At 56.1% G+C, this 25,948-nt stretch carries 17 protein-coding genes and 2 pseudogenes; 13 read left to right on the forward strand and 6 right to left on the reverse strand.

Annotation, left to right across the window (positions count from 1 at the left end; all coding sequences use genetic code 11):
• Positions 1 to 23 precede the first annotated feature (23 nt).
• The 5 genes and pseudogenes from P0D52_RS11750 to P0D52_RS11770 all read left to right on the forward strand — a co-directional run.
• Complete coding sequence (locus tag P0D52_RS11750) at positions 24 to 998, forward strand: hypothetical protein (RefSeq protein WP_394692844.1); 975 nt, start codon at positions 24 to 26, stop codon at positions 996 to 998.
• A complete protein-coding gene (locus tag P0D52_RS11755) occupies positions 995 to 3,313 on the forward strand; it encodes a glycosyltransferase family 4 protein (protein WP_394692845.1) in 2,319 nt (772 codons plus the stop codon). The genes P0D52_RS11750 and P0D52_RS11755 overlap by 4 nt, the downstream gene beginning before the upstream one ends.
• A gap of 195 nt (positions 3,314 to 3,508) precedes the next feature.
• Positions 3,509 to 4,930: an MBOAT family O-acyltransferase gene (locus tag P0D52_RS11760; RefSeq protein ID WP_394692846.1), complete on the forward strand. Its 1,422-nt coding sequence runs from the start codon at positions 3,509 to 3,511 to the stop codon at positions 4,928 to 4,930.
• A 13-nt stretch (positions 4,931 to 4,943) separates the two neighbouring features.
• Positions 4,944 to 6,542, forward strand: coding sequence for a hypothetical protein (locus P0D52_RS11765; RefSeq protein WP_394692847.1), 1,599 nt, complete (start codon positions 4,944 to 4,946; stop codon positions 6,540 to 6,542).
• A gap of 228 nt (positions 6,543 to 6,770) precedes the next feature.
• Positions 6,771 to 6,944: pseudogene (locus P0D52_RS11770) on the forward strand (IS6 family transposase); the annotation flags it as partial.
• Positions 6,945 to 7,172: 228 nt separating this feature from the next.
• Here the strand turns inward: P0D52_RS11770 and P0D52_RS11775 are convergent.
• Together P0D52_RS11775 and P0D52_RS11780 are read right to left on the reverse strand one after the other, a co-directional pair.
• Positions 7,173 to 8,168 carry a hypothetical protein gene (locus P0D52_RS11775; RefSeq protein WP_394694817.1) on the reverse strand — a complete coding sequence of 332 codons (996 nt, stop codon included), beginning with the start codon at positions 8,166 to 8,168 and terminating at the stop codon, positions 7,173 to 7,175.
• The gene (locus P0D52_RS11780) at positions 8,165 to 9,139 is read right to left on the reverse strand and encodes a GDP-mannose 4,6-dehydratase (protein WP_394692842.1); all 975 of its coding nucleotides are present in this window, start codon (positions 9,137 to 9,139) and stop codon (positions 8,165 to 8,167) included. The genes P0D52_RS11775 and P0D52_RS11780 overlap by 4 nt, the downstream gene beginning before the upstream one ends.
• Before the next feature lie 481 nt (positions 9,140 to 9,620).
• On the opposite strand from P0D52_RS11780, the gene P0D52_RS11785 reads away from it, so the two are divergent.
• The 5 genes and pseudogenes from P0D52_RS11785 (at position 9,621) to P0D52_RS11805 (ending at position 17,680) form a co-directional block, all read left to right on the forward strand.
• Positions 9,621 to 10,892 carry an FkbM family methyltransferase gene (locus P0D52_RS11785; protein WP_394692848.1) on the forward strand — a complete coding sequence of 424 codons (1,272 nt, stop codon included), beginning with the start codon at positions 9,621 to 9,623 and terminating at the stop codon, positions 10,890 to 10,892.
• A gap of 870 nt (positions 10,893 to 11,762) precedes the next feature.
• A complete protein-coding gene (locus P0D52_RS11790; RefSeq protein WP_394692849.1) occupies positions 11,763 to 12,779 on the forward strand; it encodes a hypothetical protein in 1,017 nt (338 codons plus the stop codon).
• Between the two features lie 109 nt (positions 12,780 to 12,888).
• Positions 12,889 to 13,992 (forward strand): annotated as a pseudogene (locus P0D52_RS11795) (IS3 family transposase).
• Between the two features lie 281 nt (positions 13,993 to 14,273).
• Positions 14,274 to 16,817 carry a glycosyltransferase gene (locus P0D52_RS11800; RefSeq protein ID WP_394692850.1) on the forward strand — a complete coding sequence of 848 codons (2,544 nt, stop codon included), beginning with the start codon at positions 14,274 to 14,276 and terminating at the stop codon, positions 16,815 to 16,817.
• A gap of 68 nt (positions 16,818 to 16,885) precedes the next feature.
• On the forward strand, positions 16,886 to 17,680 hold the full coding sequence (locus tag P0D52_RS11805) for a sulfotransferase domain-containing protein (protein ID WP_394692851.1): 795 nt from the start codon (positions 16,886 to 16,888) through the stop codon (positions 17,678 to 17,680).
• Between the two features lie 93 nt (positions 17,681 to 17,773).
• Here P0D52_RS11805 and P0D52_RS11810 read toward each other — a convergent pair.
• The 4 genes from P0D52_RS11810 to P0D52_RS11825 form a co-directional block, all read right to left on the reverse strand.
• Positions 17,774 to 18,951 (reverse strand): IS3 family transposase gene (locus P0D52_RS11810; RefSeq protein WP_394692203.1). Its coding sequence is split into 2 segments (ribosomal slippage): positions 17,774 to 18,699 and positions 18,699 to 18,951, totalling 1,179 coding nucleotides; the frame shifts between segments, so codons are not numbered across the junction.
• Positions 18,952 to 19,103: 152 nt separating this feature from the next.
• Entirely contained in the window at positions 19,104 to 19,346 is a 243-nt protein-coding gene (locus P0D52_RS11815; protein WP_394692852.1) for a GDP-mannose 4,6-dehydratase, read from the reverse strand.
• 9 nt (positions 19,347 to 19,355) lie between these two features.
• A complete protein-coding gene (locus P0D52_RS11820; RefSeq protein ID WP_394692853.1) occupies positions 19,356 to 20,507 on the reverse strand; it encodes a glycosyltransferase family 4 protein in 1,152 nt (383 codons plus the stop codon).
• Complete coding sequence (locus P0D52_RS11825) at positions 20,507 to 21,964, reverse strand: glycosyltransferase (protein ID WP_394692854.1); 1,458 nt, start codon at positions 21,962 to 21,964, stop codon at positions 20,507 to 20,509. The genes P0D52_RS11820 and P0D52_RS11825 overlap by 1 nt, the downstream gene beginning before the upstream one ends.
• 503 nt (positions 21,965 to 22,467) lie before the next feature.
• On the opposite strand from P0D52_RS11825, the gene P0D52_RS11830 reads away from it, so the two are divergent.
• The 3 genes from P0D52_RS11830 to cysN all read left to right on the forward strand — a co-directional run bounded on the left by P0D52_RS11830 (position 22,468) and on the right by cysN (position 25,909).
• On the forward strand, positions 22,468 to 22,743 hold the full coding sequence (locus tag P0D52_RS11830; RefSeq protein WP_394692855.1) for a hypothetical protein: 276 nt from the start codon (positions 22,468 to 22,470) through the stop codon (positions 22,741 to 22,743).
• 416 nt (positions 22,744 to 23,159) lie between these two features.
• Positions 23,160 to 24,011 carry a sulfate adenylyltransferase subunit CysD gene (cysD, locus tag P0D52_RS11835; RefSeq protein WP_394694792.1) on the forward strand — a complete coding sequence of 284 codons (852 nt, stop codon included), beginning with the start codon at positions 23,160 to 23,162 and terminating at the stop codon, positions 24,009 to 24,011.
• Positions 24,011 to 25,909, forward strand: coding sequence for a sulfate adenylyltransferase subunit CysN (gene cysN / locus P0D52_RS11840; protein WP_394692856.1), 1,899 nt, complete (start codon positions 24,011 to 24,013; stop codon positions 25,907 to 25,909). The genes cysD and cysN overlap by 1 nt, the downstream gene beginning before the upstream one ends.
• Positions 25,910 to 25,948: the final 39 nt, after the last annotated feature.

A 25,948-nucleotide genomic window follows, 5' to 3' on the forward strand; every position in this document is an offset into this window, starting at 1 on the left:
TGCATTAGGATCGACTACTCGAGATGAATATATTCTTCCTGAAAACGGCAATCCCACCGGTTTCGCTTCGCGAAACCCTGCTTCGACAATCCTTGGAGACCTATCTGCACAGCCAGGCCCACGCGCAAATCAGCGAGGTCAGCGACGGCGATGCGGCGGTTGCGGAACTTGAGGCGCTTGGCGCGTTTCCGGCCGGCCGGCACGCCAATCTGGCCTTGTTCGTCGGCCTTCCGAACACTCCTGAAAAGATGCTGGGGCGCAACATCCTCATTTGCACCCGCTCCCTACCAGACGAATTGCAGGAATTCGAGGCGCGCAATCTCGGCAGCGGCGGCGCGTCGGACTTCTGGGTCAGAAACGTCCTTAGCAATTTCGACTGCGTGATTCTGCTGGACCACCTGCATTTCAGACAGTCCTTGGGATTGGCGCCTTTCGTGCCCATGAGAATGGCCAACCGGCTCCCTGTTCTGCTGGATCCCACCGGCATGTCGGATACTCCTGAGGTCGCGATTTTCGATCATGGTGCCGGACTGGACCCGAAGAGGCATTCGAACCTTCGAGAGGGCCTGTCCCAACTGGCACGGGCAACCGTCATATCTCCGGAGACGCCGGTGAAAAATGGAATGGACATCCTCGCGCGGGCGGATCTCCACATCCATGTCGGGTTTTCCTATTTTGCCCCTATAGCGGCGATCACACCGCTGGACAGCATGTCGAACGCCATCTACACGATTGCTCTGCAAGAAACCGAGGGCGCTAACTCGACAAAGGTCGATAGCTTACAGGAAAGAGAGTTTCAAAGCCGGAGTTATACAGAAATCGTCTATACGATCTCTGATGCGCTCACGAGGAGCCAGAAGATGCTAGAACGTATCATATTAATGCAAAAGAAGAACATGGTTCTTAATCGAAACCCGGAAATTTATAGATTCAGGCAAATGAACAAAACCTTCATCGATGGCCGTTTTGCAGACCTGAAGAAAGTGATTCCCCATTGATTAGAATTGGCTGGTTTTCGCCCCTCTCGCCCAAGACCGGGATTGCAACCTATACACGCAACGTCCTGGCCGAGATGAAGAGAGCCTATCCCTGCGACGAGATCGACGTCGTGGTCTTTTATCCGCCGTCGGAGGACAAGCCCCTCGAAATCGACTATCCGATTGTCGAGATTTCCGATAGCTTGCTGCGGTCCGATTTCTGGGCCTTGTTCGATGTGGCAGTCTACCATCTGGGCAACAACGACCTGCACCATGGCCCTATCTATCAAGCGCTCCAGATTCACCCCGGCATCGTGGTGCTGCACGACCATGTCTATCAACATTATCTCGTGGCGAAAGGTATGGAGGGCAACCACCCCTCTGCCTCGCTCAACGCACTGCTGTTCAGCGCCGGCGGGCCGGCTGCTTTCGAGTTCTTCAGTTCCAGCGGCTTTCTGAGTTGCGACAAGGGCGAGGTCCTCTTCGTCCCGTGGGAAAGTGCATGGGCCACAGAGGTACCGCTTGGCGACCGGTTGGCGCGGCTCGGTGTCGGAGCAGTGGTACATTCCGATTACGGTCGTCGCGGGCTCGGGGAGAATTACCAGGCCGATGTGTGCACGCTCTTCATGCCCCGCCCCGATGCCGAATCGCCCGCCCCGGTGTCGATCGGGGACAGACCCGTTCATATCGTCTGCGCTGGTCATATTCAGGTGACCAAGGGCCTTCAGCTTCTGGTCGCGGCTTTTGCCGCCAATCTGGAATTTCAGGGCCGTTTCAAGGTCACGATCGCCGGCTATGGAAGCAACCCGCAGTTCCTGCAGCAGCTGCGCGGCGAGATCGAACAAGCCGGCCTAACCGATACTTTCGACCTTGTGGTCGATCCCACCGAACGCGAATACAATGCCACCCTTGCTGCTGCCGACATCTTCTTCAATCTGCGCTACCCCAATACCGAAGGTGCCTCGTTGTCACTGGTCGAGCAAATGGCTTTTGGTCGACCAGTGATCGCTTATCGGACGGGATCCTTCGCCGAGATGCCCGAGGATGCCTGCTATTTTCTCAACAACCTCGGCGAAGTTTCCGAAATTGTGGCGGTGCTGCAGTCAATTCTCGACCATCCCGATGGTGTCGCCAAGCGGGGAAGCCGAGCCTGGAAAGCTGTCGAGGATCGGACTGCGGAGCAGTATGCGCGGGACTTCGTCGCCTTCCTACGCGACAATATCGATTCCATCTTCCGCCGTCAGGGCATCGTCGAGATGCGGCGGCATAACAGGATTCCCCACGCAGAGCCGCGCGACGCTGCTTGGCTGTCGGAGTTCGTCGCCGCCAGACGCCTGGTCACGTCGTTCTTCGACCGCAAGCTGTTGCTCCCAGACAGCCTTTTCGAAGTTCCCGACCTCGAGCGGGGGCGGTTCGTGGCGCTCGGCCTGCTCGGCTCGCGGATCAGCGAACATCGAATGGAGCAGCTGGGCCGCATTTTGGGCGGTCTATCAAGGTGCCATGCCATTGAGACCTTAGGCCAGTTGATCCTCCTGTCGCAGCATGCTGACGGCAACCGCGACGCCTTTTACCCAAAATATCTTCAGAGCATTCAGGGAGTTGTGACGAATCTCGCAATGTGGCGTGTGCTGACGCTCCTTGATCCGGGCCGGGCGGCAATGCTGGGGTTCGAGGCAATGGGCGAACCTTTCACGTCCGCAATCGCCGAAAGTGTCGAAGAGGCCGGTTTCTACTTAACCCTCTACGAGCAGCTCATTAGCCGCCAGAGCCCGCTCCTGGAGGACACGGAGTTGCTGCCTGTTCTAGACATCCTTCGCAACGAGGCAGATCCTCAGTTGGATCCGATTCCCCTGGGGGAGGAAATCCTCGGTCTTCTGGGCGCCAATAACGCAAAGCCTTTCGCTTCCCTCATTGGCTTTAACCCTCTTGAGCCCGAAGGGATGTGGACCAACTCCCCCACAGCAAGCCTGTTCGTGAAGATACCCGATGCAGAGTCCGTTAACGAGGTTCAGGGATCTCTGATGTTCATATCCACCGACTTCTCGACGCCGGTTCCCGCTGAAATCACCGTTACCGAGACAACCAGCGGACGCGAGGAAACCTGTCCAATCGAAATCGCTCTGGGGGATCATCCGATAGTCGACTGGCAGTTGGCTCTGCCGGCGTTTAAGGGGCTGTTGCAGGTGAAATTGTTTGTTAGTCAAACTAACTCCCCTAGGGAGCTTGGACTGTCCGATGACGAGCGAACGCTTGGGCTGATGCTGCGCAGACTTCTTTTTTCGAAAGACCGTATTTGGGTGATGTCAGACAAAAGCGAACCGGTCTCTACTTGCTAGGGGCTCTTCGATTTAGGCGGCAACTTGCCGTCTAAGCCGCCGAATGTCCCCCAAACAGAGACGGGCCCGCCTTTGCCTGTCTGCGCCCGACCTCTTGATTGACATACCATATCGGCCATGCAAACTGATCGATGAAGATGGGCATTTTTTCTTGAATTTCGCTACACTGAGCATTTCTTCAGAGGACTAGTAACGGTGGTCTTTTCTTCAGTAGAGTTCCTTTTTCTATTCCTGCCAATTTCATTAGCGCTGTATTTTATCGCTCCCGCGGTCATGCGCAATCTTGCGCTCCTCCTGCTCAGCCTTTTTTTCTATTTTTGGGGGCAGGGTTATGTCATCTTGATGCTGATCGGAGTAGTAGTCTGGACCTATCTCACCGCAATCTTGATCGAATGGATTGAAAAGCCGAATCAAAAACGCATCATGTTGGGCATCGGCATTGTGGGAACACTTGGCCCGCTTGCGTATTACAAATACTCCACTTTCTTCGTTGATGATGTCCTCATGCTGGGGCCGCCCGATCATTTGCAAGCGCTTATGCTGCCGGCGGGTATTTCATTCTTCACATTTCAGGCGATCTCCTATCTTGTTGATTGCTATCGCCGCCCCACCATGGTGGAAAAAAGTATTATCCGACTTGGCACTTATATTGCGATGTTCCCGCAACTGATCGCCGGTCCGATCGTCCGTTTCTCGTCGGTCGCACGGCAGTTGAAGCGCCGCGTCGTGCAATTGCGGGATTTGTGGTGGGGCAGTGTCATATTCTCGGTCGGCCTGGCGCAAAAAGTCCTCGTCGCCGATGTCGTATCGCCGCTGGCCGACACAGCCTTCGGCGATTCCATGATGGATCTGAGCTCACCGGATCTCATACTCGGTGCCATTGCCTATTCCATCCAGATCTATTTCGACTTTTCTGGCTATTCGACAATGGCTATCGGGATAGGCGTGATTTTAGGCTTTCGCTTCCCGCGAAACTTCCGCTTTCCGTATGGATCGACCTCAATCACGGAATTCTGGCGCCGTTGGCACATCTCCCTGTCTAGTTGGTTCCGCGACTATGTTTATATTCCGCTAGGCGGCAATCGAGGCGGCGCTGTGCGCACCTATCTCAATTTGTGGATCGTCTTCTTCCTTACCGGACTGTGGCATGGCGCTTCCTGGAACTTCGTTTTCTGGGGTCTCTTCCACGGCGCATTCCTAGTGGTCGAGCGAGCGGGCCTCGGCAATGCCTTAGCACGCACCGTGGTGACTCGTCATGTATATGTCTTGGGAGTGGTGATGATTGGCTGGATATATTTCCGCGCCGCGGACTTCGCCACCGCCAATTCATACCTCCTCGGCATGTTTACACGCTGGGGCGGCGAAAACTACACTTCGCTATACATTTCGACGGAGACTTGGATCTCGCTGAGTGCCGGCATCGTGCTAGCGGTTTCGATAATTCCTCGGCTATTGAGCCAGTGGGCGCTATTGCCGCTTGACGATGGCCGGGTTCCAATCGCCATGAGCGACAGCAAAGTCTGGGTCACCACAGTGATCGCAATGGTTTTGTTCATTTTCTCGGCGCTCCGAGTTCTCTCCGGCTCGTATAGCCCTTTCATCTACTTCCAGTTTTAGGCGGGGGCAGCGGATGGCACGTACAAATTGGCAAGCGCGTACTACCGGCTTCCTACTGGGAATAAGCCTCGCGGTACCGTCTTTTGGCATGCTCTTGCCCGACGACGGCCTCTCCTTCCGGCTGAATCGCAACCTGACGGAAATGCCTATGCTAAGCGAGTTTACTGACACCCCGATCCGCGCGTTCCAGCAATTTTCCGAGTGGTATTCTGAACGTGTCCTGTTAGGCGTCCATGCCGTTCAGTTGATGCAACAAGTGCGCTATTACTGGCTTGGCGATGCAGGAGCTGTGAACACGCTGCGCACAGGGTCTTTTGTCTTTTTATCCACTCATGCACCCGAGCCGCTCAGCTATGCGGCTTTTGCCGGTAGCTGCCGGCCACTAAATGCTGACAGTCGGCCTGATATCCCCGGAGTTTTAGAACAGATCAATCGCTGGAGTGCCTATTGGCAGAGTCAGGGCATTACCTTCGCCAATCTAGTCATTCCCAGCAAGCCGGTCCTTTATGCAGACGAGCTGCCCGGTTACGTCCCGTTTGAAATCCGAAGAAATTGCGCGGCGGCATTTCAAGGAGAAGGCTACCTAAGTGCATTGGCGGCGATGTCAGAAGCGACGCATTACCCGCTCGAAATCATGCGCGAGAAGCGGGATGATCCGCTTTATTATCCGGCTCTCAATTTCCACTCGGACAGTGAGTCGATCTTGGATGCATTGCTCTCTATCGCACCTACGCTCGGCCTGCCCGAGCTCAGCCCGGAATTGACGACCGTAGAACGCCCAGCTGATCTTCGCGGCATCTATCAGATCGAACGCATGGTGACCGTTCGCGAGCCCGCCAGCTTTGAATTTTCCCACACCGAACAACGCGATTTCCGAAGTGCGCTCATTGAAGAGATCGGACCTATCAGCGCCGCACGGCGCTGGACCCCGAACTCGCCCAGCAACAACGCCCCAATCCTAATATTTGGAAACTCATTCAGCATTTATGCAGGCCACTTCGCACGTATTTTCAATACCGAAGTCATCCAAGTATCCACCAATCGGGTTAGTGATGAGCGTTTGGTCTTCATGCTGTCCGAAATCGTCTGGCGCTATGGGATTGGTACAGTGATTTTCGTACATGAGGACGCCGCCATCGCCAATGGCCGCTTGCGCCAATATGATCAAGTTCTGGAGATCCTCATTTCAGGGGAGGCCCTTTCGGTCACCCGCATCGAGCCGATCGACATGCGAGATCGCTTTCAGGAAGGCTGGTTCAATTTCGGCCCGAACGGGCTTTGGTCGCGCGCTGGTGAAACTGCCCGCCTAGTTTTGCCGCGACCGGCAGACGACGGTGTGATGATCTGGATAACGGGTCTCCTACCCTATTATTTGGAGCCGGAGCTCGGAGCCTATACCATCTCAGTCTGCGGCAACAGCTTCCTGCTCTCCGAGGCCGAGTGGCCGACTGAATACCGTTTTATACTGTCAGTACCGATCACCGAGTGTTCCGAAGAAATCGCGCTCAGCTTTGGCAGCCCTGACGCCCCTGCACCTGCTGATCTGGGCATCTCGACAGACGAGCGCAAGCTAGGCATTTTCCTCGATCTGATCGAATTCCGTCACCCTTAGTCACCGACCGTTGTTGCCCGGTTTCAATCGTTTGGCCCTTCAGTCAGACAAGCTGACCTGAGCCCTGTTTGGTCCCGCATTTGAATTGAGAGTCTGTCGGAACGGAGACGGACGATGCGTGACGCACTTTCTCTGACAGACCGTCGATCTTGAGGGTGAGGTGCTGGAAATCTATATGTTACAAGATGGCAGGACCGCTAGGCTGCATTGAAGTTTCTACGTAGGGCGATGAAGCGGTACAAAAATCCCGGGGTCGTCTTGGCGAACCGCATGAAATCACTGCGCGCCGCAATTAAGGTCATCGGGAATGAGGACAAACAGGATGTCGGGAGATGGCCCAACAACAAAGCCGAAAACTCACATCAGCCCTTACGAGGACGCGAGCGGGCGATACTCAATTTCCGGCGAATGGGAAGCTTCCGGAAATTTGTCGCCGTCCATTCTTCCGTCTACAAACACTTCAACCTCGAACGCCACATCAACGATAGAAACCGGTTCAAGCGAAACCGGCAAATCGCGCAAGCAGAGTGGCGGCAATTCGCCGCCCAAGCCGCCGAGTGTCCCCCAAAACAGAGACGGGCCCGCCTTTGTCTGTCTGCACCGTCACCCCCAAGACACCTAACAAGGCATCTAAAGGGACTGCCAGTCCTGCCAGCGTGTTGCGTACCGCAGGAAGTGCTTTCCGGTGTTCATCGCGATCTCCTTGATCAGCCGGACGTCTTCGTGCAGCGTGTCGAAATTCGGGCAGGCATGTCCAGTGACCTCTTCTGGCATGGGCGGAAATTCCAGACCGCGCTGTGCGAGCGCTGCAATGTCCGCATGGAACACCCGGCGCACCGTTCCGACCTCGTCCCGGGAAGCCTTGAACCTGCCGTTAAAGGTTTCCTTGACCTCAGAAAGGGCACCGAATTCGTCCGTAATTGGATAACTCTCCGCTTCTTCAATTGTCATATAATTATTTAACAATCTCTTGAAAAATAGAAGGTTTCCCGAAATCGAAAGGTTGCTTTCCGCCGCAGCCAGCGTAGCTGCGGAGGGAGCGACACCATCGACGAACTGCAAGAAGTCGATCCGCGAGTCCTGCCCCTCCAGCATACTGCGCACGAAGGGCCGCAGCACGATCCGGTCATGACCATAAACCTCTTCCCAGCGGGACAGGTAGGATGTGAGCGGGGTATTGAATACCTTCACGTAGTCGCTGAAATCGGCGATCAGGTTGCGCTCCTGGACCGCCTGCGCGTACCAGCTCGTCATGTAGCTCAGATGATCGCGCAGGTAGAGGACGATGCGGGTCTCCTCAGGCGGGAAGAAATGCGCGACCTTCTCGGGCGGTACGACGCGGAAGAACAGTTCCGAGGAAAAAACAAAGCGCTTGTCCCGGTCGGAAATCAAGTTCCGGAACTCGCTCTCCCAGTCTCCGGCAAGAGCAAGGTCCCGACGCCCGCCGATCGAATAGGCAAGACGGTGGTGCGCCATGTGCAGCAGGTGGAAATCGGGATACTCCCACCCGGCGTCGTGCAGAACCTGCCGGTTTTCTAAGAGCATCCGTTGGATTGAGGACGTCCCGGTCTTGTTCGCGCCGATATGCAGGATGAATCGGGGCTGTGAAGCAGCGAGGTAGGTCATTTTTCCGTGCTCTCGTTCTGCTGGACCTCTGCCGCGCACATTTTCCGCACCACGTCGCGCATATGCGTCTGCGCGCGCCAGCCCAGGCGCTCGGCGGCGCGGGTCGAGTCCGCGCGACTGACCTGGATGTCGCTGGGGCGGGCAAATTCGGCCGAGATCTCAACATGGTCGCGCCAGTCCAGCCCGTGGTAGGCAAAGGCCTCGGCCACGAAATCTTCAAGCCACGCAGTCTGGCCGGTGGCGACGACGAAATCCTCGGGCGTTTCGGCCGCCAGCATGCGCCACATGGCGTCGACATATTCCGGGGCCCAGCCCCAGTCCCGCGCAATAGAGAGATTACCCAGAACTAGCCTCTCCCGCCGACCGGCGGCGATGCGCGCCGCCCCCGACACGATCTTGCGGGTGACAAAGCGCGGCGGGCGCAATGGCGATTCATGGTTGAACAAGATGCCCGTGCAGCAATGCAGCCCGTAGGCCTCGCGGTAATTCGCCACGAGCCAATGCGCCGAAGCTTTGGCCACGGCATAAGGGCTGCGGGGACGAAACGGTGTGTCCTCATCCGCAACTCGGTCACCAGTATCGCCGAAACATTCGCTCGACCCGGCATTGTAAAGCCGCATCTCGCGGCCGCGCAGGCGCATGACCTCAAGCATGTTCAACACACCAGACACGATACTTTCCAGGGTCTCTGTAGGCTGGCCAAATGACAATCCCACCGAGCTTTGTCCCGAGAGATAGTAGATTTCGTCGGGCTCACTATGCTCGACGGCAATGAAGACGCTGCGGAAATCGTTAGGAGCCATCGACAGGAGCTTGACCCGCCCGACCAGACCCAACCGTTGAAGATTGCTGAAGGTCGCCGTCTCGGCATCGCGCGAGGTGCCCCAGACCTCATAGCCCTTGTCCAGCAGCAGGGCGGCCAGATAACTGCCGTCCTGGCCGCCTATTCCGCAGATCAGTGCGCGCCGCATTTGTTGGAAAAGCCTCCAGTACTAATAGGCCCAATAGGATGATTTCAGCATAAGGGTGTTCCCCAGTCATGCCAACTGGCAGTGTCACGTGTGGACGGCCTGCCGCTCGCCAGGTCACAGGGCAGCATGAAAACAACCGTGCGGAAAACTCGCATCTGCTGACCCAGCCCCCTGAATTCCGGCCACGGGATGGTAGAGTCCATCGAAGAGAGGATGGACCATGCGAAAGAGCCGCTATTCAGAAGAGCAGATCATCGGCATGTTGCGCGTGCACGACGCGAGCCTCGCTTCAAATCGCTCCGCGACGAAGCGCTGGCCGAGTGGCGTCGGCTCCTAGCTTCACGAGGCTGTACGCCGTTGACTTATGAGACTGCTCCGCTTTTGTCTGAAACGCCCTACCTTGCGGTGCGCCCGGTCGGCCGGTTGTGGCGCGGAGAAGGGCGGTATACACGCCTGTCTACCGGGAAGGTTAGGGCAATCGATGACTGACTCATTAAACGAGGGCGTGGAAGACCAATTTACACCGGTTTTCGAAGTTGCCGTCACGCATGACTGGTTGGCCGATCTGAACTTGCGGGTCACCACGCACGATCCAGCCGTCGATGCGCCGATATCCAGCACGCTCCATTATATCGGGATCTGGGACGCGTTCATGACCCGGGTTTTTCTGGACTTACTGGAGGCGTCGCCCGATCCGGTTCGTGTCTATGACGTCGGCGCAAATATCGGGTGGTACGCGCTTGTCGCCTCGGCGACCTTTCGCAAGCGGGGCCGGGATGGCAAGGTCTATGCCTTCGAGCCCGGCGCGCAGAACCGCGCCGCATTGTCCCGAAGCCTTGCCGAAAACGGTTTGTGCGACTGGGTCGACGTGGTGCCGCATGCGGTCTCCGACTTTGCCGGGGAGGGGCGGCTTGTGCGAAAAGATGTGAATTTCGGCGACTACCGCCTGCAATCGGCCCTCAACCCGCCCAGTGGGCCGGTCGCAGACGCGCAGAGCATTTCTGTTGTCACGCTGGACGGGTGGCGGGTGGAAAACGAAGCGGGCTTGCCGACATTCATCAAAATGGACATTCAGGCGTCCGAACCCATGGCGCTGTCGGGGTTTGCACAGAGCCTTGCGGCTTGCCCGAACGTCACGCTGATGCTCGAATGGGAGCCAGACATCTGGTCGCTCGATGATGCGCTCGCACCCCACGGTCCCTTTACCCTATTCCAGCTCGATGACCTGAACCATGTGCTTCGGCCCGTGGATGCGGCCACGCTGGAGGCGGAGCGTGCTACCTGGGGGCGGCACTACTTCGACGTACTGGCCGTTCGCGGACCGGCCGCGACGGCGCGTGTCGCGCGCGTGGCCGCCCGATTCAACCTCGGGACGCTCCGCTTTGTCGGAAAAGACCGTGGGTTGGTGGAGCGTCCGAACCGCCTGAGCCGTTTGATCGTCGAGCGCGCCGAGGCGGTGTTTACGCCCGGACCCGATGCGCGTGTAGCAGGTGCTGTGATCCTGGACGGGCGCGTGTTCCGCCTGCTTGGCACAGAGGGGCTCGAGCTTGTCGTGAAGCAGGGAGAAAGCCGTGTGATCAGCAGGATGACCCTGTCCGAGCGCGACACAATCAGGCTCCATCTGCCCGCCGATCAGGGTACCTTGCGGTTGGCATTTCGTTGTCTGGGCACCGGCGGCGAGACGGAGCGGCGAGCGAGCATTTCCCATCTGACGATGCGGCTTCCAGCTGACTTACAAACCTCTCCGGGCTGACCGCGTTTGACATGCCGACAGCGAACGGCGGTCGCAGGGCAGCCGTTGCATGGCTTGCGCACGCGACCAGGAACTGCATGCGCCCGGCTGGCGTAAAAAGCCGAACAGGGGGCGAGCGCCTCGGCTCATGACAGGGTCATTCTGCTGGCACTCGGCTGGTCGTGTTACTGGGCGGGCGGCGAATCCCTTCTGATCGATCACGAACACTCGAAGCGCCTGCTTTTCTTCGAGAGCTGGATCTCGCTCTATCAAATCGATATCAAATCGATGCCCTTCTGGAGCGCGGTCGGGAAGCCTTGGGCGGGCGGTCCCCGGACATGATCTCGGTCGATCTGGACGGCAACGATTATCATATCTCCGAGCGGATATTTCAAAACGGGGTGCAGGCCAGCGTTCTTTATCGTCGAAGTCAACAACAAGTTTCCACCACCGATCCGGTTCGAGATTACCTACGACAAGGATCACCGCTGGCAGAACAGCGACTACTTCGGGGCCTCGTTGCAAAGCTTTTCCGATCTCTTCGACCGGTTCGGGTATTTCCCGGTCGGCTGCAATGCTGAGTGCGTTTTTCGTGCGGTCCGCATATCGGTACCGCCTTCCCGAGGCGCCCGAGAACCTGCCCGACATTCACGTGCCGCCGCAATATACGTTGCCGCCGGTTTTCGGTCATCCGGTCGATGTGAAGACAATCAACCGGATCATCGAATGATGTCATTCAACGGGGTGGTAGGAATGCGCCAATCCGGACGGCCTTGAGGCCGATTGACTATATTCGGAGCCGTTGATTATAGTGAACGCAGGGTGGCGCGGGTTGGCGTGTTTGAATCTCCGTGAAAATACCATATGTTTCCAAGGGTTTGCGCTTCCGTCATGCGATATCAGTACATCAGGACGAATCAGCTTGATCCGAGGGTTCGTTGGGTACACTTCGCCGATCGTCGCCCTTGGATCGACCGCCTCGACCCGCAAGTGACGCTCGAAGTCATGATCGTCGGAGAGGATGTCAGCGCGATGACGCCCGAGTGGCTGGACCGCGAGGGCAGGCCGCTCGCATACGAGATCGACCCGGCCCCGGTGCCACCGGACGGTCTCCACTGGTTTGCCGGCCAGCCACCTGAGAAACGTATCTTGCTCGGCGGTCGTCTGGCAATGACAGGTCCCGGGATTGTGCGGCTGGTCGACACTGCCACGGGAACGGTACTGCTGACGCTAGAACCCGAGACCCTCTATCCGCAGTCGATCTTTGCGTTGCTCGAGGAGCTGCGGATATCATTCGCGCCGGCCGGTTTCGATGATTTCGTTGAAACAGGCACGTTGTTCGGCCACACCACCCTGCATGCAAGCAATTGGTTCAAGCGGGTAACGACTATCGAGCTGTCGCGGGCGCTTTACGAAAATGCCTGCAAAGACTTGTCGCACAGGCCGAATATCCGCTGCCTGCAGGGCAATTCAGGCGATGTTCTTCCCGCTATCGTAAGTGACCTCCCCGGGACCAGCTTCTTTTTTCTCGACGCGCATTGGAGTGGGTCAGCGGGAGTCGATTGGAAAAACTCGCGGTTTTCAGGATACCCGGTGGCAACGGCACGGCTCGATACCGAAACGGACCTGGAGGAATGGGAGCGGCAGATTCCCTTACTGAAGGAGCTACGCGCAATTGCGAATGGGCATGCAGGCCGAGCTGCCGTGCTGATCGATGATTGGGGGGGGATAGGCAAGAAGGATTTCGGTTTTTCCGGGGAAGACTGGACTGGGATCAATCGGGAGAAACTGCTCGATTGGTTTTCAGACCACCCGCGGACACTCTTCCTGAACCCTGTCAATGACAAGCAGTATCTCTGGGCAATAGAGGCGAAATCCGGTACGCCCAAAGATGCAAAAGTTCCTTGACCGCAGCGAGTTTGCATTCGAATTGCTTGCTCTGCCCCCTGAAAACTGGATCGTTTGAAACTGGAGTTTTCCGCTAGATTTTCCCTGGCTGGGAAAGGAGCGGAATTCCATGAAGGCATCGAAGTTCACGGACGCACAGAAGGCGTTCATTCTCAAGCAGGGCGAGACCGGCACGCCGGTTGCGGAAATCTGCCGCAAGGCGGGGATCAGTCAGGCGACGTATTTCAACTGGAAGAAAAAGTATGGGGGGCTTCTGCCGGACGAGATGCGCCGATTGAAACAGCTCGAGGACGAGAATGCGCGCCTGAAAAAGATCGTCGCCGACCTGACACTGGACCGGGAGATGTTACAGGACGTCATCCGCTAAAAAGCTTTAAGGCCTGACCGCAAGCGCAAGCTGGTCGACGGGATGCTGGTGGACTGGGGCGTGTCGATCCGAAGGGCCTGCCAGGCTCTTCCGCTCGACACCTCGACCTACCACTACAAGTCCCGCCGACCCGGTCAGGCCGGCCTCGAACAGAGAATACGAGAGATATGCCAGACTCGTGTGCGATACGGGTATCGACGAGTTCACGTTCTTTTGCGCCGGGAGGGATGGGTGGTGAACATCAAGAAGACCCGCAGGATCTATAGCGAGTTAGGCCTGCAGCTTCGCAACAAGCACCCTAAGCGGCGGGTGAAGGCCAAGCTTCGCGAGGACCGCCGAGACGCTGCCGGCCCGAACGAGGTCTGGGCGATGGACTTCGTCCACGACCAACTCGCCATGGGATCGAAGCTGCGCATCCTGACCGTAGTGGACACGCATTCGCGCTACTGCCCGGCAGCCGATCCTCGGTTCACCTACCGCGGCGAGGATGTCGTTCAGACGCTCGAACGCGTCTGCGGCCAAATCGGGTATCCTGGGACGATCCGAGTGGACAACGGCAGTGAGTTCATCTCGCGCGATCTCGATCTCTGGGCATATGCCAACAACGTCACGCTGGACTTCTCACGGCCAGGTAAGCCGACGGACAATGGGTTCATCGAAGCCTTCAACAGCAAGCTTCGATCGGAGTGCTAGAACGCACACTGGTTCATGAGCCTTGCCGACGCCCGTGAAAAGTTGGAGCATTGGCGCAGAGACTACAACGAGGTCCGACCACACAGCGCGATCGGGTGCAACGCCCCAGCCGACCTGCATAATCATGGCGGTGCAACCAGCCCGCCGCCATGATCACAGCCGGAAAACTCTAGCTTCCGGCGGTCCAACGTTGGGGAGCAGTGCAGAAAGCGTCAGACTCTCGAAATAAACGAGGGAGCCAAGGGGCGCAGGTCAACTCTGTGGTCGAAAAAACAAGCATGACGGCGTAATGATCTGAATTCTTGGCACCAGAAGCTTCTCATACTAAGTCTCTATTTTAGAATTCGGCACTAGCGAAAGCGCGAAAATCGCGGTGCCACCTGCCCATTCCCTGGGGCTGCACTCTTGTTCGCCGCTTTGATGATAGGTCGCTCATGTTGAACGAAAACGGTCTTGTTGTTGGTCCAGATTGGATTAAGACTCCACACGACCAGTTCGAAAGCGTTTGCGAGGCTTTATCGAACGCGCGAACTTGGCCCAAAATTACTATCGTTACTCCAGCCTTCCAAGCTGGCGAATTCATTCGCGACGCAATTGAATCGGTTCGTCTGCAGCGTTACCCGAATCTCGAATACATCGTCGTGGACGCTTGCTCCGACGATGGCACAGCCGACATTCTTGCAGACTATGATTTTGTCGATGCGCGGATTAAGCCTGACGGGGGTCAGGCGAGTGCGCTAGACAAAGCCTTTCGGAACGCGTCAGGTGATATCCTGACATGGCTAAACGCCGATGATATGTTGGCCCCGCTTGCGTTGTTTCGTATGGCTTTGGCCTTTGAGCAATATGACGTTGACCTGATCACCGGCCAGGCCGTAATTTTCGATGAAACCGGACCGCTGATCCGTCATATATATGGTTTGCCAGACGGCCCGCTTATTGAAAGAGAGCTGCTTGATCTAGAGGCCATGTGGAACTCAGGCCAGTATTTCTACCAACCCGAAGTTTTCTTCACGCGTCGTATCTACGAGGCTGCTGGCGGCCGCATCGATGCGTCGTTACACTACAGTATGGACTACGATTTATGGGTTCGAATTGCCCAAGCAGGCGGGTGCATTGCAGGAATTGGCGCGCCGGTTGCACTGTTCCGCAAGCATAAAGGTCAGAAGACCGCCGACCCGACGAAGTTCAAAGCAGAGCTTGCCGATTATGTTTCTTCCCATACGGTCGAACAGCGGACGCCGCCTCGGTATGCTAGGCTTCAATTTGACGGGCAGCGCAATCCACGTGTTCTGATGGTGAACGACCTTGGCTTCCAATATGGCGCAGGGATCGGACACGGGCGCTATGCGGCAGCCTTTCGTATGCTGGGTTGTGAGGTAGGCGCATTTGCGCTCGCCGAGGAGGCGAGCGATGGTAACCATCAGCGCCAGCCGGACTATGAACGCATCGTTGCAGACGTCATCAGGAATGATGTCGATCTCGTGGTCCTAGGCAATGTCCACGGTGCCACGCATGATCTTACGTGGCTTCCTCGCCTCGCGAATGAAGTTGAGGTGTGGATTGTTAGCCATGACTTTTACTACTTGACTGGGCGTTGCGCCTACTTCGGGGGCTGTGACAAATATCTCGACGCGCGCTGCGACCATGAATGCCCGACATTTTTCGAGTTTCCGGCACTTCCATCTAACCAGATTGCGAAGATGGCGCGCGTGAAGCGAGATATTCTCGCCCATCCCAATGTTCGAGTTCTGGCGAATTCTCGTTACTCGGCCCAGCAATTTCATGCAGCCTTCGCCGCTCGTGGCTTAATGGAAAGCGAAATATCAGAAAAGGTGTTGATTGCTGAGCTAGGCGCTAGGGTTGAAGAGTATCGAGTTTCGTCCACGGATAAGCGTACAATCCGAGCTGAGCTTGGTTTGCCCAAAGACAAGCACCTGGTCATTTTGCCCAGCGGCGACTACACTAATCAGCGCAAAAACGCCCCGTTAGCTTGGCGCCTTTTCGCGCAACTGGATCAGAAACTATTTCACGCGGTTATTGTCGGTGCGTCAAATACGCGGGCCTTGCTCTTCGCGAAGAATGTAACCCAGTTTGATTATACCAAGGATCGCGATTATCTTGCTCGCTTGTTTAAAGCTGCTGATTTCGCGGTCAATACCAGCTTTGACGAGACCTTTGGCCAAACCATCGTCGAGGCTGCGCTTGCTGGGGCGGTGCCCATTTCGCTCGGGCACGGTGCCGCGCCAGAACTTGTCGCGAGGCTGGGTCTCACGGTCAGACCAGTGGATGCCGACGACGATATGGCGATTCGGTCAGCGGTGGCCTTCATTGGGGATTTGGCTGACGACGCGTCTCGGTTGGCGAGCGAACAGGCGCGCGTTGCTCTTGCGGCGTCCAACTCCTTCAGCCTGGATGCGGTAGCGCGTCGGCTGCACATTGCCATGATGAAATCGGGCCTGCTCTCGCGCCGTAAGCTAAAAAGCACGATCAATTTGTTCGGCCCACTTGATGAGCCGCCAGTTACGGTTCTTGGGGAATGGGCCCCGGATCGCTTAGCTCAGCTCGGCGCTTCGGTTGATCAGAAGGCTGAGGAAATCGAGCATCTGAAGGACGCGATTTTTGAGGTCACACGCGAGTTGGATTCTCGGAGAGCAGAGAATCTCGACCTATCAGATCAGCTAAAGCAGTACAAAGCGCAGATGGCTGACCTTGCGAGTGAGCTCGAGCAGGCAAAGGCAGCGCATTCGGGATGGTTGAGCAGCGCCGAGGCGAAAAAGGACTGGTATAAGGGTGCCTTTCTTCAAATCCTTGAGGAATGTCGTCACGAGGATCTTGAGCTGGAAGCTTTTCATGAGCGCGTAAGCTCGGCGCTGTACGAGGAATTGATAGAAGAAGTCACAAAAGACGCCGTGTCCATTGGCGCTTTGGCTGCTCATCTTAGGCAGCGCCTAAGCTCTATAACCGAATCGGATTAGCCAGTGCGCTGAGTTGCTAGCGCTTTTTTTGGGTATTGGCGGCAATCGAGCGGAAATCGGAACATGCCATGGCCTATCATGAAATCCTGACTAAGTTGCCAGAGGGCGACCCCACATTCCAGCCATGTTTTGTGTTTTCGGTGCACAAATGCGGCAGTACCATGTTGCATTCTATGATCGAACAAGTTGCCAAGGTAGCTGCCCTGCCCGCCACATCGATACCAAACGAGTTGTTTCACTATGGAATATTTGAACCAGAGTGGGAAAGAGATCCTAACATCCTACCATATTTTCAGAAGCGGATGCTATATTACGGCTTCCGTACCCTGCCGCCGGTGCTGACGGATCCGTCGATAGCGCTGCGGCACCGACGTTTCGTGCTCCTGGTGCGCGACCCTCGCGATGCACTTGTCTCCCAATATTTCTCTTTCGGAACGAAATCCGGCAGCCACCGCCTTCCCTCTAAATATCCGGAAGCGTTTAAAAAAATTCTAAGTGCAACTGACGAACTACCCATCGATGAGTATGTCCTGACGGCCGCGTCAAACCTGCGCGAGAAGCTACAAGCCTATCGTGATGCACTGAATTTCGACCTTGGGCTCTTATGGCGTTATGAAGATGCCTATTTCGATAAACGCGGGCTTCTCGAAGATACATTCGCGCACCTTGGCGTTGAGGTGGACCCATCCATATTAAATAGCGTCGCGCAATTGGCTGATATTCGCCCGGAAATGGAAGATCCTACTAAGCATATACGTAAAGGCACACCCGGCGATCATCAAGAAAAGCTGCGCCCTGAAACTATCGCAGAGCTGAACGAGGTTTTTCGCGATGTGGGCAGGTTTTACGGCTACGTGCTCTGAACCTCGCGGGTGGTTCCGACTTGCTCTCCGAAGAATCTTCGGGAGCACGGGTGACAGAGTATTTTGACCCAGCCCCCTGATCCGGGCTGATCGTTAGTAGAGTCTGTTCGCCTTTCTTTCTGGTTTTGGTTCAAGGTTCAAGGCCCGGTGAGCGGAGCCCATGCGTAGCTCAGGCGAACCGGGCCGGTGTTTGCGGGTTTGCTGGGCGTAGATGACCGGGGCCAGCCCTCCCAGCGAGGTGTGGGGCCGGCAGGTATTGTAGTCGATCCGCCAAGCCTCGATCAGGGTTCGCGCTTCGGAGAGTGACGAGAACAGGTGCTCGTTCAGGCACTCGTCCCGCAGGCGGCCATTGAAGCTCTCCACGAAGCCATTCTGCTGGGGCTTTCCCGGGGCGATGTAATGCCATTCGACACCGCGCTCTTTCTGCCAGCGTAGGATGGCGTGGCTTGTCAGCTCCGTGCCATTGTCCGAGACGATCATGGCCGGCTTGCCGCGCCGGGCGATGATCCGGTCCAGTTCCCGGCCCACGCGCACGCCCGAGAGCGAGGTGTCGACCGTGATCGCCAGTGCTTCACGGGTGAAGTCGTCCACCACGCACAGGGTGCGGAAGCGACGCCCGTCGGTAAGCGCATCCGCCACGAAGTCCAGGCTCCAGCGCTGGTTGGCGCCGCTCGGCAGCAGCATGGGACGGCGCGTTCCCGTGGCCCGCTTGCGGCCCCGGCGTCGGCGTACCGCCAGACCTTCCTCGCGGTAGATACGGTAAAGCTTCTTGTGGTTCGCATTCAGCCCCTCCCGGGCCAGAAGAATGCCCAGACGGCGATAGCCGAAGCGGCGACGTTCGCCAGCCAGGTCGCGCAACCGCTCACGTAGACGCTCATCGCCCGCATCGCGCTTGCGATACTGGAAGGTCGAGCGGTCCAGCCGGACCAACCGGCACGCCCGACGCTCGCTCAGCCCGTGCGCCTCCACCAGGTGACGCGCGGCCCGCCGCTTCACATCGGGCGTTAGAAGTTTTTTGAGGCGAGATCCTTCAGCGCCGCATTGTCCAGCATCTGCTCGGCCAGTAACCGCTTCAGCTTGGCATTCTCTGCTTCCAGCGTCCGTAGACGCTGAGCATCCGACACCGTCATGCCGCCGAACTTGGCCTTGTACTTGTAAAAGGTCGCGTCCGAGATGCCGTACTTGCGGCATAGCTCCTTCGTCGTGACACCCGCTTCGTGCTCGCGGAGCATCCCGATAATCTGTTCTTCCGAATAACGGCTCTTGCGCATCGTCCATCCTCTTCTCGATGGACTCTACCATCCCGTGGCCGGAATTCAGGGGGCTGGGTCACCAAAGTTGGACCGCCGGAAGCTAGAGTTTTCCGGCTGTGATCATGGCGGCGGGCTAGTTGATCAAAGCTTAGCCCCACCGAGCTTTGCCCTTAGAGGTAATGCATCGCATCGGGCTGCGCGCGATCGACCGCAGTGAAGACCGATCGAAAATCGCTCGGCTCCATTGAAATCACCTTAACATGATTGGCGATCCCCAATCGATCCAAATTACTGAGCCGGCCACTCTCGGCATCACGCGACGTTCCCCAGACCTCGCAGCGCTTATTCAAAAGGTGCTGCGCAAGAAAGGAGGCGTCCTGGCCACCAATTCCACAGATCAAGACACGCGTCATAGCCGACCGCTACTTGTAATCCACCTGAGATTGCAGGCGTCGCAATCGACTCCATTCTGCAAAGAATTCTTGAGTGGCTGGCGCGCTACCAGCATCGACAGCTTCCTGCAACTTCTCACAAAACAAGTCCGCCATGGGTTCCCAACGGAACCCGGCGGCATGGTCGAGGCCACGCGTGCGCAAATCGGCCTGTATCGCAGGATCCTGGATACGGTTGAGCGCCGCAGTCATTTCCGGTACCGACGTACCTTCCACCAACAGCGCTGCATCTCCGGCAGCCTCGGCAAGAGAACCGCGTTGCGTAGTGATAACTGGGCAGCCGGAGGCCATCGCTTCGATCACTGGCATACCAAAGCCTTCATAAAGAGACGGATAAACCAGCGCTATAGCGCCGCCATAAGCGAGCGATAATTCGTGGTCTGTTAGCGTGACGCGCTGGGCGCTTACGCCGGCGGGGAGCCTATCGAGCACCGTCGCCTCAATTTCTTTTTCACCGCCGACGCAGAAAATGTCAAAGTCCGACGTAGCCATGTTCGGAAGCGCATCGAAGAAAAGGTTGCTATTTTTATAGGAATTGTGCTGGACGCGGGAGCCGACAAAAAGAAAATAGGGGCGATGCAATTCATGGCGTTCACGGAAATTACTGATCTCCTTCGCGAGCTTCGGAAAGAAAGTGGCGGTGTCTACGCCACAGTACGCAACCCCTACGTGGTCTTCGCGTATCTCATCGTAAATTTTAAGAAGGTCACGCTTGGTATTATGGGAGATGCAAAGGTAGCGCTGCGCATAGCTAATGGCAGTTTCCTTTTCCATCCATCCGCGCAACGACATATCGAAATCGAACAACTCGGGGATCATGTCATAAACCATCAAAGCCATCGGCGTAGTCAAAGGAGTGCTGTAGTAGGTCGTGGTGAACACATCAGCTTTTAGGAGGTCACAAAAATGCTGAATCATAATTGAATCAGCCGCGACATCTGCCGCCTTATAGGCAGGAAACGAAATCCGATTAACGCCGTCGATTTCGGGCACTCCGCCACGGTCCAGTAGCGTTATCTCAAAATCTCCCCGAGCAGCAATGATACCCAGTATCGTCTGCCAAACTCGAGCTATCCCAGTGTTGTTAAGTTGAAAAAATACTCCGTCGACCACCAAATGCATCAGGATATCGCTTTCTTGAAATGTCTGGCGAGATTACGGAGCCCAGACTGAGCGATTACATGCCGATCGTTGGATGCGACAATAGAAGAAGGGATGTCGGCGGACCGCAATTCCGCAACAAAATCGTCTATAGGCATTAAAAAAAAGTCACTCATCAAAGACTTGGAGTACTTTTTAGTTACTGCTTTTCCCTCTACTATCCCTCGTGTATCGGAGCGCGTCGATAAACCATTCGGGTTTTGATAATAGACCACGTGAGGCTCGTTGACTTTATAAAACTTCTTGCCTGCGGCAAAGCAGCGAAGCCAGAATTCATAGTCGCCCGCTGACTGCAGAGACGCGTCAAACAAGCCAAGTTCATCATGAAGCGCTTTACGCCACATCGGTGCATTGTGAGGCGAATTAAACCTCATCATATTATGCGGTGTTGCGATAGGTAGCTCACTTTTCCAACCGAATGCCGCGACGTCCTCCCAATCAAGGTGTGGATCGAAGGAATAATAAAAGTCTTGGTAAACCACATCAACGAAAGGCAAAGCCTGAAGTGTTCCTGCTTGAATCTCAATTGAGTCACGCCTGCGTACGTCGTCGAGATTGGTGTTGGTCAAATACTGGCCGCGCGCCATTTCCACGCCGATGTTCCAAGCCTCGTAAATGCCGACGCGGGAGTCCATCCGGCGATAACGCACACTGGGATGGTCTTTCATGTATCGCGTGATCGTCTCAGCTTCATTTTCATCAGAATCAGCGTCCACGATCACCAATTCGCAGTAACGGTCAAAGCAGGTTTGCGATGTGATATTTTCCATAAACCGCTCGATAAAATCACCGCCTTTGTAGAGACTAGCGATGCATGTAATCTCAATGTTGGCAGCACCCGTCAGGACAAACGGCTTCGACGGAGCAAGTTGTGAACGAGCGGCCTTCAATTCGTCGGCGTTTTTCGCCCTGGCAAACCACTCATCGTGGCTGATGAACGTACCCGTGCCCATAATGTTGCAGCTCAACCCATCGTGCACCATTTCGTCTGCGCGAGCGGCTGCGTTCCGCAACTCACCTTGGAAAAATTCGGCCAGTAGTTTGGTGCGGCTTATTGCGCCCGAAGCAAGACGTCCTCGATTGGCCTCAAGCTCGTAGCCGTTGCATCCTCGCGCAGACACTATTTCATACAGGGCCAATACGAACTCACCGTCAGACATCTCGAAAGCAAGTTGCTGCTCCGCCTGCTTCGACTTCGCCTCATCACTTTCGCACATCAATTTTAGAAACTGTTGAAATCGTACACCGTTCGCGAAATTATTAATCCAAATCGCGAGTTCCTCGTCGGTCGCATCACGAAGGACTGTCAGGCGGTAGACGTAGCGGATATTTTCCGCGATCTCTGAGGGGGTCGGCACCTGAGAAGTAGCTGACGTCGACTCGTTTGGCCCTAGGCGATCTGAGCCTTCTTTACGCACTTTCACCTCTAGATCAGGGGGGGGGCTTGGAACAACTAATGATGGCGATTGTGTTTGACCCTGACTTCTGATTACTAGCTCGCGCCACCTCTCTCGCTGCTGCTGAGCGAATTGATCCCCGTCAAGCGCCGCATTTCGTGCTCGTTCAATGTAAAACGCAAGGAGGCGCGCGGCCGCTGAATCAAAGGCGCACGCTCCGCCATCGAATACCGAATTAAGTCTGTCAATGTCCGCCTGTGTTAGATGACCGATGATGGATTTAAACCAATCGATGTCTCGGATAGAGGCGTGATTAGACATAATAACCCTTGGATGATTGCAAGCTTTGGAAACGGTCGCGACTAGTTGAGCGCCCTAAGAAACAACTCTGCCGAATAATTTCAAAATTGATACACTTCATATTTGCGCTCTTTGGGAAAACACAGTTTGACACATCAGGCACGCCGCAATCATGAAACTAATTGTAAACTTCTTGCTCCGTCGAGTAACCTGCGCAAAACGGGATGAGCTATAGCATTACTCCCGAGACACAAGATGTGCTGGATGCTTCAAAAAGGGGTAAGCCCAAAAATTCTCCCGCACATCCAGCGAGCCCTAAATCTACGGCATTCAGGCTGGCAGAACTGTTTTCGATGCAATTTATTACCCCATCGTCCCAATCAACTTTTATCGATCTTAAGCCTATTTATCAATATGCTGCGGGCGTTTCCCACGAATTAGGCGGCAACTCCATTACTCGCTTTTCAATCATTGTCGAACTGAACGTGTTCTGCCCCTGAAAACGGAATCGTTTGAAACTGAAGTTGTCTGCTAGATATCCTTGGGCTGGGCGAGCATCGGAAATCCATAGAGACACGGAATTTTTCTGGCGCGTCGAAAGTGTCTATTCTGAAGCTATGCAAGGCCGAAACTCGGTTACGAATATATGCCGTAGGGCGGGGGTCGGCCAAACGACATCTTTCAACGGGCAGAAAAGTATGGCGCCCACCTGGCTCCCCTTTTCGACCGCCCTTGGTACTTGCCCCAGCGCTGCGTTTGAACTACGGCATCGTTGTTTTTGACAGGAGTTTGCATGATCGAAACCAATACAGACGCCATTCGATCTTACGCCGCTCGGTTTGGATCCAAACGTCGGCCGCGCGCCCGTGCCCTCTCGCCACATCTCGCTTCGCTCGAGGCTGAAGCGATCCACATCATGCGCGAGGTCGCGGCCGAATTTGAACGTCCAGTGATGCTGTATTCGATCGGCAAAGACTCCACGGTGATGCTACACCTTGCCATGAAAGCGTTCTGGCCAGCCAGGCCCCCTTTTCCGTTTCTGCACATCGACTCACTTTGGGAATTTCAAGCCATGGGCGCGTTTCGCGACCGCCTCGCGGAGGAGCTTGGTTTGAACATGATCGTCTGGGTCAACGAGGAAGGACGAGCACGTGAGCTTGACCCATTCGAGCACGGGTCGGCGCTGCACACCCAGGTGATGCGCACCGACGGCTTGTTGCAAGCTTTGGGCGCGGGCAAGTACGATGCTGCCTTCGGTGGCGGCAGGCGTGACGAGGAGAAAAGTCGCGCGAAGGAGCGAATCTTTTCTTTTCGCAACGAATCTCACGCTTGGGACCCACGCAATCAGCGTCCAGAACTATGGCGGATCTTTAACACCCGCATCCGCAAAGGTGAGAGCATCCGGGTCTTTCCGCTGTCCAATTGGACCGAAGTGGATATATGGCAGTACATCTTAGAAGACGATATCCCGATTGTTCCGCTCTACCTTTCTGCCGAACGCCCGGTGGTCGAGCGCGACGGCACTCTCATCATGGTCGACGATGACCGGATGAAGATGGAGCCGGGCGAGCGTCCAGAGATGAAGAAGGTACGATTCCGCACGCTGGGCTGCTACCCGCTAACCGGAGCCGTCGAGAGCCAAGCGGCGACGCTCGAAGATATCGTTCTCGAAATGCTCACTGCGCAGACATCCGAGCGCGCCGGCCGCCTTATTGATTTTGACGAAGCCGGTTCCATGGAGAAGAAGAAGCGCGAGGGGTATTTCTAATGACAGAAGGCAATTTGCGCACTGAAGTCATGGAGCGGCTAACGCGGGCCGGTGAAGGCGGAGTTTTACGTTTCATCACCTGCGGTTCAGTGGATGACGGCAAGTCCACACTGATCGGACGCCTGCTTTATGATTCCAAGCTCCTGTTCGAAGATCAGATCGCGATTCTCCAGCGCGATTCCAAAGCGCACGGAACCGCGGGCGAGGATATTGACTTCGCTCTGCTGCTGGACGGGCTTGAGGCCGAGCGCGAGCAGGGCATCACGATCGATGTGGCCTACCGCTTCTTCAACACCGAAAGACGCAAATTCATCGTCGCCGACACACCTGGCCATGAACAGTACACCCGCAACATGGCCACCGGTGCCTCGACCGCAGACCTCGCGATTATCTTGGTTGATGCGCGCAAGGGCATGCTGACCCAGACTAAGCGCCACACCTACATTGCCTCAATGATGGGAATCCGCCATGTGGTCGTAGCGGTGAATAAAATGGACTTGGTGGACCATTCGCGGGCGCGGTTTCACGAAATCGTCTCCGATTATCTTGAGATCGCCGAAAATCTCGGATTCGCCTCCATTATGCCAGTGCCGATCTCCGCACGCTATGGAGACAATATCTTCGAGCGGACCGATGCCATGAAGTGGCACGATGGCCCGACACTGATGGAGCATCTTGAGCGCGTCGACACCCAGGCCGACAACGAGGCAGATTTCCCCTTCCGCATGCCGGTGCAATGGGTCAACCGCCCCAATCTGGATTTCCGCGGTTTTGCTGGAACCATCGCGGCCGGCTCGATCAAGCCTGGCGACGAGGTGCTTGTCGCCCACTCCGGCAAGACCACCCAGGTTAAACGCATTGTCACCGCCGACAGCGATCTGGACGAGGCGAGCGCAGGCCAGGCTGTAACGCTTGTTCTGGACCGCGAGATCGACATCGCCCGAGGCGACATGCTCACCGATCCCAAGGCGCGCCCTGAGGTCTCCAGCCAGTTCGCCGCCGAGATCCTCTGGATGACCGAAGAAGAAATGCTTCCTGGCCGATCCTATCTTCTGAAGGCCGGCGGGCAAGTCACCCCCGCCTCGATCACGACTCTGAAGCACAAACTGAACGTCAACACCTTCGAGAAAGAACCAGGTAAGAGCCTGAAGCTAAACGAAATCGGTGTGTGCACGCTGAACAGCTCGAAGCCGATCGCTTTTGATCGGTATAAGGATCAGCGCGAGACTGGCTCCTTCATCCTCATCGACCGCTTCACCAATCAGACGGTGGCGGCGGGGATGATCGAATTTTCCCTACGCCGCGCGAGCAATGTCCATACCCATGCAATGGACGTGAACAAGGATCGCCGGGGCGAGCAGAAGAACCAGAAGCCGGCCGTGCTTTGGTTCACCGGCCTGTCCGGAGCGGGCAAATCCACAATCGCGAATCTGGTAGAACGCAAGCTCGTAGAGGCCGGTCGGCACACCTACTCGCTTGACGGCGATAATATACGCCACGGACTGAACAAGGATCTGGGCTTTACAGACGCGGACCGGGTGGAGAATATCCGCCGGATCGGCGAGGTGGCCCGACTGATGGTCGATGCTGGCCTCATCGTGACCTGCTCGTTCATTTCGCCTTTTCGGTCGGAACGTCAGATGGTACGAGATCTGGTCACCGAGGGCGAATTCATTGAAATTTTCGTGGATGCGCCCCTCGATGTATGTATCCAGCGCGACCCTAAAGGTCTCTATAAGAAAGCCCAGGCTGGAGAAATCCAGAATTTCACCGGCTTCGACAGCCCATACGAGACGCCAGAAACTCCCGAGCTGATCGTGAAGACCGCAGAGATGTCTGCAGAGGCAGCTGCTGAAGAGGTTATCGAAAAACTCGTTGCGCGCGGCCTGATGGTTTAGCCTGCCCGCCGATATAGAAATTAGACTTGAGATGCTGCC

The organism is Hyphobacterium sp., assembly GCF_043584775.1.
GTDB lineage: Bacteria > Pseudomonadota > Alphaproteobacteria > Caulobacterales > Maricaulaceae > Hyphobacterium.

What these genes read in the sequence shown, in the direction of transcription:
- P0D52_RS11750 (WP_394692844.1), top strand. Translation starts at nt 24, where the DNA reads ATGAATATATTCTTCCTGAAAACGGCAATCCCACCGGTTTCGCTTCGC.
- P0D52_RS11765 (WP_394692847.1), top strand. Translation starts at nt 4,944, where the DNA reads ATGGCACGTACAAATTGGCAAGCGCGTACTACCGGCTTCCTACTGGGA.
- P0D52_RS11775 (WP_394694817.1), bottom strand. Translation starts at nt 8,168, where the DNA reads ATGACCTACCTCGCTGCTTCACAGCCCCGATTCATCCTGCATATCGGC.
- P0D52_RS11780 (WP_394692842.1), bottom strand. Translation starts at nt 9,139, where the DNA reads ATGCGGCGCGCACTGATCTGCGGAATAGGCGGCCAGGACGGCAGTTAT.
- P0D52_RS11785 (WP_394692848.1), top strand. Translation starts at nt 9,621, where the DNA reads ATGACTGACTCATTAAACGAGGGCGTGGAAGACCAATTTACACCGGTT.
- P0D52_RS11790 (WP_394692849.1), top strand. Translation starts at nt 11,763, where the DNA reads ATGCGATATCAGTACATCAGGACGAATCAGCTTGATCCGAGGGTTCGT.
- P0D52_RS11800 (WP_394692850.1), top strand. Translation starts at nt 14,274, where the DNA reads ATGTTGAACGAAAACGGTCTTGTTGTTGGTCCAGATTGGATTAAGACT.
- P0D52_RS11805 (WP_394692851.1), top strand. Translation starts at nt 16,886, where the DNA reads ATGGCCTATCATGAAATCCTGACTAAGTTGCCAGAGGGCGACCCCACA.
- P0D52_RS11815 (WP_394692852.1), bottom strand. Translation starts at nt 19,346, where the DNA reads ATGACGCGTGTCTTGATCTGTGGAATTGGTGGCCAGGACGCCTCCTTT.
- P0D52_RS11820 (WP_394692853.1), bottom strand. Translation starts at nt 20,507, where the DNA reads ATGCATTTGGTGGTCGACGGAGTATTTTTTCAACTTAACAACACTGGG.
- P0D52_RS11830 (WP_394692855.1), top strand. Translation starts at nt 22,468, where the DNA reads ATGAGCTATAGCATTACTCCCGAGACACAAGATGTGCTGGATGCTTCA.
- cysD (WP_394694792.1), top strand. Translation starts at nt 23,160, where the DNA reads ATGCGCGAGGTCGCGGCCGAATTTGAACGTCCAGTGATGCTGTATTCG.
- cysN (WP_394692856.1), top strand. Translation starts at nt 24,011, where the DNA reads ATGACAGAAGGCAATTTGCGCACTGAAGTCATGGAGCGGCTAACGCGG.